The organism is Enterobacter sp. H2G27, from assembly GCF_054403075.1.
Genome location: NZ_JBSVSI010000001.1, coordinates 505,326 through 517,073, shown reverse-complemented (window position 1 = coordinate 517,073; position 11,748 = coordinate 505,326). Strand labels below are relative to the sequence as shown.

General features: G+C 57.4%; 9 protein-coding genes. All 9 read right to left on the bottom strand.

The features are described from left to right. Position 1: 1 nt before the first annotated feature. From ACW9E7_RS02400 to ACW9E7_RS02360, 9 genes are read right to left on the bottom strand one after another with little or no spacing between them, the layout of a single operon-like run. Complete coding sequence (locus ACW9E7_RS02400; protein ID WP_458727200.1) at positions 2–922, bottom strand: D-alanine--D-alanine ligase; 921 nt, start codon at positions 920–922, stop codon at positions 2–4. Beyond that, positions 915–2,390 (bottom strand): UDP-N-acetylmuramate--L-alanine ligase, encoded by a 1,476-nt coding sequence (gene murC / locus ACW9E7_RS02395; protein WP_274242039.1) that lies wholly within the window; start codon positions 2,388–2,390, stop codon positions 915–917. The genes ACW9E7_RS02400 and murC overlap by 8 nt, the downstream gene beginning before the upstream one ends. A gap of 56 nt (positions 2,391–2,446) precedes the next feature. Further along, positions 2,447–3,511: an undecaprenyldiphospho-muramoylpentapeptide beta-N-acetylglucosaminyltransferase gene (gene murG / locus ACW9E7_RS02390; protein WP_039260813.1), complete on the bottom strand. Its 1,065-nt coding sequence runs from the start codon at positions 3,509–3,511 to the stop codon at positions 2,447–2,449. Next, the gene (gene ftsW, locus ACW9E7_RS02385; RefSeq protein ID WP_115876438.1) at positions 3,508–4,752 is read right to left on the bottom strand and encodes a cell division protein FtsW; all 1,245 of its coding nucleotides are present in this window, start codon (positions 4,750–4,752) and stop codon (positions 3,508–3,510) included. The genes murG and ftsW overlap by 4 nt, the downstream gene beginning before the upstream one ends. Beyond that, positions 4,752–6,068 (bottom strand): UDP-N-acetylmuramoyl-L-alanine--D-glutamate ligase, encoded by a 1,317-nt coding sequence (gene murD, locus ACW9E7_RS02380; protein ID WP_458727199.1) that lies wholly within the window; start codon positions 6,066–6,068, stop codon positions 4,752–4,754. Before murD ends, ftsW begins: the two co-directional genes overlap by 1 nt. Before the next feature lie 2 nt (positions 6,069–6,070). After that, positions 6,071–7,153 carry a phospho-N-acetylmuramoyl-pentapeptide-transferase gene (mraY, locus tag ACW9E7_RS02375; RefSeq protein ID WP_008501985.1) on the bottom strand — a complete coding sequence of 361 codons (1,083 nt, stop codon included), beginning with the start codon at positions 7,151–7,153 and terminating at the stop codon, positions 6,071–6,073. Continuing rightward, positions 7,147–8,505, bottom strand: coding sequence for a UDP-N-acetylmuramoyl-tripeptide--D-alanyl-D-alanine ligase (gene murF / locus ACW9E7_RS02370; RefSeq protein WP_136195613.1), 1,359 nt, complete (start codon positions 8,503–8,505; stop codon positions 7,147–7,149). The genes mraY and murF overlap by 7 nt, the downstream gene beginning before the upstream one ends. Next, complete coding sequence (murE, locus tag ACW9E7_RS02365; protein ID WP_048979011.1) at positions 8,502–9,989, bottom strand: UDP-N-acetylmuramoyl-L-alanyl-D-glutamate--2,6-diaminopimelate ligase; 1,488 nt, start codon at positions 9,987–9,989, stop codon at positions 8,502–8,504. Before murE ends, murF begins: the two co-directional genes overlap by 4 nt. Then, complete coding sequence (locus ACW9E7_RS02360; protein WP_111964042.1) at positions 9,976–11,742, bottom strand: peptidoglycan glycosyltransferase FtsI; 1,767 nt, start codon at positions 11,740–11,742, stop codon at positions 9,976–9,978. The genes murE and ACW9E7_RS02360 overlap by 14 nt, the downstream gene beginning before the upstream one ends. Positions 11,743–11,748: the final 6 nt, after the last annotated feature.

The following is an 11,748-nucleotide window of genomic DNA, read 5'->3' as shown; positions in this document are numbered from 1 at the left end:
ATCAGCCCGCCTGGTCCAGAATGCGTACGACTAACTGCGAGAAACTCATCCCCGCCTGACGCGCGGCCATCGGCACAAGGCTGTGGCTCGTCATACCCGGAGAGGTGTTGGCTTCCAGCAGATAAAATTGTCCATCTTTGTCTTGCATCACATCGATGCGTCCCCAGCCCTGGCAACCCAGAACATGCCAGGCTTTAAGCACCAGGGACTGTAAATCGGCTTCACGCTCAGCTTCAAGACCACTTGGGCAGAAATATTGCGTCTCATCAGAGAGATACTTCGCCTCATAATCATAGAAGACTCCGGCGGGTTGGATACGGATTGACGGTAAAATTTCTTCGCCAAGCATCGCGACGGTAAATTCCGGCCCACTAAGCCATTTTTCAATCAGAACTTCTTCATCATGTTGAAATGCCAGTGCTAAAGCGGACGAAAGATCTTCAGCTTTGTCGACTTTGGACATTCCCACGCTGGAGCCTTCCCGGCTGGGCTTTACAATAACCGGTAAGCCCAGTTCAGCAATGCGTGCATTAACGCTATCCGAAAGGCCCAATTCAAATTCGCGACGCGTCAGCGCTACCCATGGCGCAACAGGAAATCCCGCGCCCTGCCACAGCAGCTTGCTGCGCAGTTTGTCCATTGAGATAGCGGAAGCCATCACGCCGCTGCCGGTGTACGGCAGGCCGATCAGATCAAGAAGCCCCTGCAGGGTTCCGTCTTCACCACCACGACCATGCAAAGCGATAAAGACTTTATCGAAGCCCATGGCTTTTAATTGCGTCACGTCGACCTCTTTTGGGTCGACCAGGTGCGCGTTGACGCCCCCCTCCCGCAGGCCCGCCAGCACAGCCGCGCCGGAATTCAGGGAAACCTCGCGTTCAGCAGAGGTGCCGCCAGACAGGACAGCAATCTTATCAGCCATGATGCTCATCCTCCTGGGTTTGCGGCTTCAGTTTGATTTCAGCTAAGGTACGGGCGATTTTGCCGATATTTCCCGCGCCCTGAATCAGAATCAAATCGTTACCCGTCAGGACCGGTGCCAGAATTTCCGCCACCTGCGCAGGGTCAGAAACCAGAATAGGGTCAACCTTACCGCGTCCACGGATTGTACGGCACAGGGAGCGGCTGTCAGCCCCTGGAATCGGCGTCTCGCCTGCGGCGTATACGTCCAGCATTAACAGGGTGTCTACCTGTGACAGGACGCTGGCGAAATCGTCATACAGATCGCGCGTACGCGTGAAGCGGTGCGGCTGGAAGATCATCACCAGATTTTTGTCAGGCCAGCCCGCGCGTGCGGCTTTAATGGTGGCGTCCACTTCGGTCGGATGGTGGCCGTAGTCGTCCACCAGCATCGCTGAGCCGGCTTTACCGTTCACGGCATCCAGCGGGAATTCACCGAGGAAGTCGAAACGGCGACCGGTGCCCTGGAAGCTTTCCAGCGCGCGCAGAATCGCATTATCATCAATGCCTTCTTCCGTCGCGACGGCCACTGCCGCTGCGGCATTGAGGGCGTTATGGCGCCCTGGTGCATTCAGCGTGACGTGCAGCAGCTCTTTGTCCTGACGCGCCAGCGTGAAGTGTCCCTGCGCACCAATCTGTTTGTACTCCTCCACGCGAACGTCAGCGTCTTCGCTGAAGCCGTAGGTGGTGATTTGACGACCCACGCGCGGCAGCAGTTCGCGGATCACCGGATCGTCTACGCACATTACCGCACGTCCATAGAACGGCAGGTTGTGCAGGAAGTTGATGAAGGTCTGCTTTAAGTTCTCGAAGTCGCCCTGGTAGGTATCCATATGGTCAGCTTCGATGTTAGTGACAATCGCCACCATCGGCTGCAGGTGCAGGAACGACGCGTCGCTCTCATCCGCTTCAGCAATCAGATAACGACTGTGGCCCAGACGTGCATGCACACCCGCGGCTTTTACCAGACCGCCGTTGACGAACGTCGGATCGAGCCCCGCTTCCGCATAAATACTGGAAACCATCGCCGTGGTCGTGGTTTTACCGTGGGTCCCGGCAATGGCGATGCCGTGACGAAAACGCATCAGTTCCGCCAGCATTTCTGCACGGCGGATCACCGGAATGCGCGCTTCGTGCGCAGCAACGATTTCAGGGTTGTCAGAGGAGATGGCGCTTGAGACCACCACCACGCTCGCATCGCGCACGTTTTCCGGACGATGGTTGAAATAGATAGTCGCCCCAAGCGACGCCAGCTGCTGCGTAACAGGGTTTGGCGCCAGGTCAGACCCGCTGATCTGATAGCCTTCGTTAGCTAACACTTCGGCAATACCGCCCATGCCAGCACCACCGATGCCAACAAAGTGAATGTGCCGGACGCGACGCATCTCGGGCACGATTGAACGCAGTTTTGCCAGTTGTTGTGTATTCATTCTCTAAACGCCATCGACTACTTAAAATTCGTGCAGCGCAACACGCGCTGCGAGGGTTAAGCCTGGGCTGCCAGGCTCACTTCTTTTGCCACCCGTTCCGTCGCATCAGGGATAGCGGCCGCGCGCGCGCGTTGTGCCATCTCCAGCAGTGCGTCTCTGTTCCAGCCCGCCAGGGTGGTGGCGACCGCGTCGGCGGTAAATTGTGGCTGCTCAAAAATTTTCGCGGCACCGGCTTTCTCAAGCGGCAGCGCATTCCAGTACTGCTGTCTGTCTTTGTGCTGGAACGGCACAAACAGGGCCGGCAGACCCGCGGCGGCGATCTCACTCACCGTCAGCGCGCCTGAGCGACAGACCACGACATCGGCCCAGGCATACGCTGCCGCCATGTCGTCGATAAACTCTGTGACTTTATGCTGCGGCTGACCTTCGTCTGCGTAAGCCTGCTCAACGGTCTGCTGAGCGCCTTTCCCGCTCTGGTGCCAGATGGTCACGGTATCGCCCAGCTTTGCAGCTACCTGCGGCATCGTCTGGTTTAAAATACGTGCGCCCTGAGAGCCGCCGACGACCAGCACACGAACCGGCCCTTCACGGCCCGTCAGGCGAGCGTCCGGCAGCGGCAGCGCCAGCACGTCGACACGCACGGGATTACCCACTACGTCCGCTTTTGGGAACGCGCCGGGAAACGCCTGCATCACTTTAGTGGCGATCTTCGCCAGCCACTTGTTAGTCAGACCGGCAATACCGTTCTGCTCATGCAGAACGACGGGAATACCTAACGACCACGCCGCCAGCCCGCCGGGCCCCGAGACATAGCCGCCCATGCCCAGCACCACATCGGGCTTAAAGCGCTTCATAATGGTGCGCGCCTGACGCCAGGCGTTAAAAATACGCACTGGTGCCAGCAGCATTGCCTTGAGGCCTTTGCCCCGAAGGCCGGAAATACGAATAAAGTCGATCTCGATACCGTGCTTCGGTACCAGGTCGGCCTCCATGCGGTCTGCGGTTCCCAGCCAGCGTACCTGCCAGCCCTGATCCATTAAATGGTGCGCAACCGCAAGCCCCGGGAACACGTGTCCGCCGGTACCGCCAGCCATCACCATTAACCGCTTCGGTTGATTCATCGTGAACCTCGTGTAAACGCCTGGGCTTTTTCCAGACGCGTTTCATAATCTATGCGCAACAACAGCATGATGGCCGTCGACATAATCAACAGACTGGAACCACCATAACTGATCAACGGCAACGTCAGACCTTTGGTCGGCAGCATACCCGCTGCGGCCCCCACGTTAACCAATGCCTGGAAGCTAAACCAGATACCAATTGAGCAGGCCAGGAAGCCTGAGAAGCGGTGATCGATCTCCAGCGCTTTCCGGCCGATGGACATGGCGCGGAAAGCGACGAAGAATACCATTAATAGCGCTAATACCACACCGATATAACCCAGTTCTTCCGCAATAATGGAGAAGATGAAGTCAGTATGCGCTTCCGGTAAATACTCAAGTTTCTGTACCGAGTTCCCCAGCCCCTGTCCCCAGACTTCACCGCGACCAAAGGCCATCAGCGACTGCGTCAGCTGATAACCGCTGCCGAACGGATCTTCCCAGGGGTTCCAGAACGAGGTCACACGGCGAATACGGTAAGGCTCGGCGAGGATCAGCAGCACAACCGCCGAAATCCCCATCCCGATAATAGCGATGAACTGCCACAGCTTCGCGCCCGCCAGGAACAGCATGGCCAGGGTGGTAACGAACAGCACGACAACGGTACCGAGGTCAGGCTGCGCCAGCAGTAATACCGCCAGCACCAGAATCACGCCCATCGGTTTTAAGAAGCCGCGCAGGTTGTTACGCACCTCATCTACCTTACGCACCAGGTAGTTAGCCAGGTAGCAGAACAGGGAGAGTTTGGTAAATTCCGCAGGCTGAATACGCAGCGGGCCGAAGGCGATCCAGCGGGATGCCCCGTTAACGGAGCTGCCCACCACCAGTACGATCAGCAGCATAATAATCGACGCGATCAGCATCGCCGTGCTGTGCCGCTGCCAGAACTCCATCGGCAGACGCAAGGTCACCAGCGCCAGACAGAACGCCAGGATGATGTAAAGACCATCACGTTTGGCAAACAGGAAAGGATCGTTCGCCAGACGCTGCCCGACGGGCATTGATGCCGACGTCACCATAATAAAGCCTACCGCCGCCAGCCCCATCGTGAGCCAGAACAGCGTGCGGTCGTACATGATCAGGCTGTCGTTATCTTTTTGACGAGAGCCCATCACCCAGCCTTTGAGCGCCGCAAACAGCCATGCCAGGATCCCAAATCCTGGCAGGCGCGGCATTTTCAGGCGAGGGAGAGATAAACGCATCAGCCTAACTCCTTCGCCAGGCGGGTAAAGACATCACCACGCTGTTCGAAATTCTTGAATTGATCGAGGCTGGCACAGGCCGGAGAGAGCAGCACCATATCGCCTGGCTTCACGCGAGGGGCAATCAGCCGCATCGCCTGTTCCATGGTTTCGGTTTGTACGGCAACCTCAGGGCGCAGTTCAGCCAGCTCGCTGCCGTCACGGCCGAAGCAGTACAGGCGGACGTTATCGCCGGAGAGATACGGCTTCAGCGAGGAAAAATCAGCTGATTTACCGTCGCCGCCCAGCAGCAGATGCAGGGTGCCGTCAACGTGCAGCCCGTTGAGCGCGGCCTCCGTGCTGCCCACGTTGGTGGCTTTGGAGTCGTTGATCCAGCGCACGCCGTTGTGCTCCAGCGCCAGCTGGAAACGGTGCGCCAGACCTGAAAACGTGGTTAACGCTTTCAGGCTGGAGGAGCGCGGCAGCCCTACAGCATCCGCCAGCGCCAGCGCCGCCAGGGCATTGGTGTAGTTGTGCTGACCTGTGAGCTTCATCTCTTTCACGTTCAGCACTTTCTCACCCTTCACGCGCAGCCAGGTTTCACCCAGTTGGCGGTTCAGATGATAATCCCCCATCGTGATACCGAAGCTGATACAGCGATCGTCTGCGCCACGCACCGGCATGGTCAGCGCGTCATCGGCATTAACAACGCAGACTTTGGCATTTTCATAAACGCGGAGCTTAGCGGCACGGTACTGCTGCAGGCCAAATGGATACCTGTCCATATGATCTTCAGTCACGTTGAGGATCGTCGCAGCCGCAGCATGCAGGCTGGAAGTCGTTTCCAGCTGGAAGCTGGAGAGTTCCAGCACGAACAGCTCGCAGCCTTTGTCCAGCAGCATCAGAGCAGGTAAACCAATGTTACCGCCAACGCCGACGTTCATGCCTGCCGCTTTCGCCATTTCACCCACCAGAGTGGTGACGGTGCTTTTACCGTTAGAACCGGTAATCGCGATAACGGGCGCCTGCACTTCACGGCAGAACAGCTCGATATCGCCGACAATCTCAACGCCCGCATCCGCGGCAGCGCTCAGTGAAGGGTGCGCCAGCGCCATACCCGGGCTGGCGACAATCAGATCGGCTGCCAGCAGCCAGTCATCATTCAGACCACCAAGGTGGCGTTCAACCTGTTCCGGCAGTTTGTCCAGACCCGGCGGAGAGACACGCGTATCCATCACGCGCGGCGTCACGCCGCGTGCGAGGAAAAAGTCCACGCAGGAGAGTCCCGTAAGGCCCAACCCGATGATAACGACTTTTTTGCCCTGGTAATCTGCCATGATTAACGTACCTTCAGCGTTGCCAGGCCAATCAGCACCAGCATCAGCGAAATAATCCAGAAGCGCACAATAACGCGCGGCTCCGGCCAGCCTTTCAGTTCATAGTGGTGGTGAATCGGCGCCATACGGAAGATGCGCTGACCGCGCAGCTTGAAGGAACCGACCTGCAAAATCACCGACAGGGTTTCAACCACAAACACGCCGCCCATGATCACCAGCAGGAACTCCTGACGCAGCAGTACGGCGATAATGCCCAGCGCGCCGCCTAACGCCAGTGAACCGACGTCACCCATAAAGACCTGAGCCGGATAGGTGTTGAACCACAGGAAGCCCAGCCCCGCGCCAACAATCGCCGTACAGACGATCACCAGCTCACCCGCATGGCGCAGATAAGGAATGTGCAGGTAGTTCGCAAAGTTCATGTTACCGGTCGCCCACGCCACCAGCGCGAAACCGGCCGCCACAAAGACGGTTGGCATAATGGCCAGGCCATCCAGACCGTCGGTCAGGTTAACGGCATTACCGGTGCCGACAATCACAAAGTAGGCCAGCAGAATGTAGAACAGCCCCAACTGCGGCATCACGTCTTTGAAGAACGGCACAACCAGCTCGGTGGCCGGTGTGTCTTTGCCTGCCAGATACAGCGCGAAGGCTACGCCAAGCGCGATCACCGACATCCAGAAATATTTCCAGCGCGCGATCAGGCCCTTAGTATCTTTACGAACGACTTTGCGGTAATCATCAACAAAACCGATGATCCCATAACCCACCAGTACCGTCAGAACGCACCAGACGTACGGGTTGGAGGGATACGCCCACAGCAGCACGGAAACGACGATGGCGGTCAGGATCATGATCCCGCCCATGGTCGGGGTACCGCGTTTGCTGAAGTGCGATTCCGGACCGTCGTTACGCACAACCTGGCCGAAAGAGAGTTTTTGCAGACGGGCAATCATGCGCGGGCCCATCCACAACGAGATGAACAGCGCAGTCAGCAGGCTGACGATGGCGCGAAACGTCAGATACGAAAAGACGTTAAAGCCTGAATAATATTTGACCAAATGTTCGGCCAGCCAAACTAACATGTCCCGTTCTCCTGTAATGCGTGCACAACCTGTTCCATGGCGGCACTACGTGAACCTTTCACTAACACTGTCACAATTTGTTTTTCTGTAATTAATGCCTTAAGGCGCTCAATCAACGCGGTTTTATCGGCAAAATGCTCGCCAACGCCGCTGGCCTGGCTAATCGCCTGGCTCAGTTTTCCTGCGCTCAGTACACAGTCCAGCCCCGCAGCTTTCGCCGCTTCGCCAACCTGGGTATGACAGGCTTCGCTTTCGTCGCCCAGCTCTGCCATGTCGCCAACCACCATGATGCGGTAGCCCGGCATTTCTGATAACACCTGCACCGCCGCCGTCATTGAACCAACGTTCGCGTTGTAGGAGTCATCCAGCAGCAGTTTGTTTTCCGAAAGCTGAATCGGGAACAGACGACCCGGCACGGCTTTCAGGTTCGCCAGCCCGGCTTTGATCGCCTCATGTGTAGCGCCCACCGCCGTTGACAGCGCCGCCGCCGCAAGGGCATTGGCGATGTTATGGCGACCCGGCAGCGGCAGCAGAACCTCCACGCCCCCCGTTGGGGTCGTGAGGGTGAACTCGGTGCCGTGGGACGTCACATGGATATTGGTCGCCGTAAAATCACTGTTGGCCGCATTTGGCGAGAAGCGCCAGGTTTTACGCGAGCCAATAATGCTCTGCCAGTTCAGCCAGTCGTTGTTATCGGCGTTCAGAATAGCGATACCGTTATCCGGCAGGCCGGTGTAAATCTCGCCTTTCGCTTTTGCCACGCCTTCCAGCGAGCCAAAACCTTCCAGGTGCGCAGCCGCGAGGTTATTCACCAGCGCAGCTTCCGGGCGAGTCAGGCTCACGGTCCAGGCGATTTCGCCCTGGTGGTTTGCTCCTAACTCGATCACCGCATAGTCATGCTCTTTGGTCAGGCGAAGCAATGTCATCGGCACGCCGATATCATTATTGAGGTTGCCCGCGGTATAAAGCGTATTACCGCACTGGCCGAGGATCGCCGCCGTCATCTCTTTCACTGACGTTTTGCCTGAGGATCCGGTCAGCGCGACGACGCGAGCAGGCACCTGCTGACGCACCCAGGCAGCCAGCTCACCGAACGCGAGGCGCGTATCTTTCACCACAATTTGCGGCAGATCGATATCGAGCTTGCGGCTGACCAGCAGCGCACCGGCGCCGTTCTCTTTGGCCTGTTCAGCAAAATCATGCGCGTCAAAACGTTCGCCTTTCAGCGCCACAAACAGACAGCCTGCAGTGATTTTGCGGGTGTCCGTCGTTACGGCATCAATGGTCAGGTCTTGCCCGTGCAGGTCGCCCTTCAGGATTGCAGCGGCCTGACGTAACGTGATGCTAATCATGCCACGACTCCCAGCAGACGAGCTGCCGTTACGCGGTCCGAGTAGTCCAGACGGCGATTGCCAACGATCTGATAATCTTCATGCCCTTTGCCCGCTAACAGGACAACATCATTCTCCTGCGCCTGCATAATGGTATTGGTCACGGCTTCCGCACGGCCTTCCACCACGCGAGCGCGGCCCGCGTCCAGCATGCCCGCCAGAATGTCATTGATGATGGCGCGCGGCTCTTCCGTACGCGGGTTGTCATCGGTTACTACCGGAATATCTGCGAACTGCTCGGCAATAGCCCCCATCAGCGGGCGTTTGCCTTTATCACGATCGCCACCGCAGCCAAACACGCACCAGAGCTTCCCGGCGCAGTGCAGGCGCGCCGCTTCGAGCGCTTTTTCCAGCGCATCCGGCGTGTGGGCGTAATCAACCACAACGGTCGGTTTGCCCGGCGCGCTGAACACTTCCATACGGCCGCAAACCGGCTGCAGACGCGCTGAGGTTTTCAGCAGTTCAGCCATCGGATAACCCAGCGCCAGCAGCGTCGCCAGCGCCAGCAGCAGGTTGCTGACGTTGAACGCGCCCATCAGGCGGCTTTCAATTTCGCCTTCACCCCAGGAAGAAGCAAAGCGGATTGTCGCCCCGCTGTCGTGGTAATTCACCTCAACCGCCTTCAGCCAGCGGCCGTGGCAGTTCGGATTGATATGGTCTTCCATCGACACCGCAACCGCATCCGGCAGCTTCGCCAGCCAGCGGCGGCCCACTTCGTCGTCGGCGTTGATGATGGCTTGTCCGTAATGGTGAGTGGAGAACAGCAGCCATTTCGCGGCTTCGTAATGCTCCATATCACCATGATAATCAAGATGATCGCGACTCAGGTTAGTAAACACTGAAGCGGCAAATTTCAGCGCCGCAACCCGATGCTGTACCAGACCGTGCGAAGAGACCTCCATCGCAGCAAAGGTTGCCCCCTGCCCAGCCAGACCTGCAAGCACATGCTGTACGTCTACCGCCGAGCCGGTGGTGTTTTCCGTCGGGCTCACTTTGCCCAGCAGGCCGTTACCTACGGTACCCATCACTGCACCGGTTTCACCCAACAGCTGGGCCCACTGCGCCATCAGCTGCGTGGTGGTGGTTTTACCGTTCGTGCCCGTCACGCCGACCAGACGCAGCTGGTCGGAAGGTTCGTGATAAAAACGTCCCGCCAGCGCGGAGAGACGCTCGTTTAACTGGCTGAGATAGATAACCGGCACCCCGTGCATTTCACGGATCTCACCGTCGGTTGCCTCATCTTTGGCCTCAGCAATAATGGCAGCCACACCTTGCGCAATCGCCTGCGGGATATAACGACGCCCGTCCGCCTGATGACCGACCACCGCCACAAAAAGATCGCCAGAAGCAGCCACGCGGCTGTCCAGTACCATCTCTCGCAGTGCTCGCTCCGGTGCATTTGGCACCCACGGAGCGAGAAGGTCGCGCAAATTACGATCTGCCACCTGTACCCTCGCCTTGATTAATTACAAATTCACTTTTTTCGCCCGTCGCCAGCGCATCCGGTTCAATGTTCATGGTGCGTAACACGCCGCCCATGATAGCCCCGAACACAGGCGCGGAGACGGCGCCGCCGTAGTATTTACCCGCCTGTGGATCGTTTATTACGACCACCAGCGCAAAACGCGGATTGCTTGCAGGCGCAACGCCTGCGGTATAGGCAATATATTTGTTGATGTAGCGGCCGTCTGGCCCCACCTTTTTCGCTGTACCGGTCTTGATGGCAATGCGATAGCCTTTGATCGCCGCCTTCACGCCGCCGCCGCCAGGCAGCGCCACGCTTTCCATCATGTGCACCACGGTACGAACGACAGATTCCGGGAAGATACGCTCGCCCGGAACCGGTGGATCAACTTTAGTAATCGACAGCGGACGATAGACGCCATAGCTGCCAATCGTTGCATAGACTCGCGCTAGCTGTAACGGAGTTACCATTAGCCCGTAGCCGAAAGAGAAGGTGGCCCTCTCTATGTCAGACCACCGTTGTTTTTGAGGATATAAGCCACTGCGTTCTCCGACCAACCCCAAATTGGTCGCCTTTCCAAGTCCAAAACGTGAGTAAGTCTCTACTAACGCTGAGGACGGCATCGCTAACGCCAGCTTTGAAACGCCGACGTTACTCGACTTCTGTAATACCCCGGTCAGGGTCAATTCGCTGTAGCGCGCCACGTCTTTGATTTCGTGACCGTTAATTCGGTATGGAATGGTATTCAGTACGGTGTTTTCGTTGACGATACCGCGCTGAAGTGCAGTCATGACCACCATCGGCTTAACCGTCGAACCCGGTTCGAACACGTCGGTGATGGTACGGTTACGCATAACATCCTTCTGCGTGCCGGTAAGATTATTAGGGTTGTAGGACGGGCTATTGGCCATCGCCAGCACTTCACCCGTGCTGACATCAACTAACACAGCACTGCCCGATTCCGCTTTGTTGAAGGCCACGGCATTGTTCAGTTCGCGGTAAACCAGCGCCTGTAATCGCTCATCGATACTCAGCGCAAGGTTGTGTGCGGCCTGGCTGTCCGTTGAGGAAATATCCTCGATCACGCGACCATAGCGGTCTTTACGCACAATGCGCTCGCCGGGCTGGCCGGTAAGCCATTTATCAAAGCTTTTTTCAACGCCTTCAATCCCCTGGCTATCAACGTTAGTAAAGCCAATGAGGTGAGCAGTCACTTCGCCGGATGGATAGTAACGACGGGATTCTTCACGCAGATGGATCCCCGGCAGCTTCAATTTTTTGATGTAGTCCGCCATGTCAGGGTTCACCTGACGTGCCAGATAGATAAAGCGCCCTCTCGGGTTCGTATTCACGCGTGAAGCTAACTGGTCCAACGGCATCTTCAGCGCATCCGCAAGGGCCTTCCAGCGGTTATCAAGTGTGATACCGCCAGCATCATGCAGTTCTTTAGGATCGGCCCAAATCGCCTTCACCGGCACGCTCACCGCTAGCGGACGCCCCGAGCGATCGGTAATCATCCCACGGGATGTCGACACTTCCTGAACGCGCAGGGAACGCATGTCACCCTGGCGTACCAGCATGTCAGGAGCGATGATTTGTAGCCAGGCCACGCGTCCAAGCAGAAAACCCAGAGCGAGTAAAATGCAGCCGCAAAGCAACGCAAAACGCCAACTGATAAAGTTGGCCTGTTCTTCCTGACGTTTTGGTTTTAGCGTTTTTGCCGCTGCTTTCATGCGTCG

Bases quoted from the DNA above. Each gene is read 5' to 3' on its own strand.
- ACW9E7_RS02400 (WP_458727200.1), bottom strand. From the start codon at position 922: ATGGCTGATAAGATTGCTGTCCTGTCTGGCGGCACCTCTGCTGAACGC.
- murC (WP_274242039.1), bottom strand. From the start codon at position 2,390: ATGAATACACAACAACTGGCAAAACTGCGTTCAATCGTGCCCGAGATG.
- murG (WP_039260813.1), bottom strand. From the start codon at position 3,511: ATGAATCAACCGAAGCGGTTAATGGTGATGGCTGGCGGTACCGGCGGA.
- ftsW (WP_115876438.1), bottom strand. From the start codon at position 4,752: ATGCGTTTATCTCTCCCTCGCCTGAAAATGCCGCGCCTGCCAGGATTT.
- murD (WP_458727199.1), bottom strand. From the start codon at position 6,068: ATGGCAGATTACCAGGGCAAAAAAGTCGTTATCATCGGGTTGGGCCTT.
- mraY (WP_008501985.1), bottom strand. From the start codon at position 7,153: ATGTTAGTTTGGCTGGCCGAACATTTGGTCAAATATTATTCAGGCTTT.
- murF (WP_136195613.1), bottom strand. From the start codon at position 8,505: ATGATTAGCATCACGTTACGTCAGGCCGCTGCAATCCTGAAGGGCGAC.
- ACW9E7_RS02360 (WP_111964042.1), bottom strand. From the start codon at position 11,742: ATGAAAGCAGCGGCAAAAACGCTAAAACCAAAACGTCAGGAAGAACAG.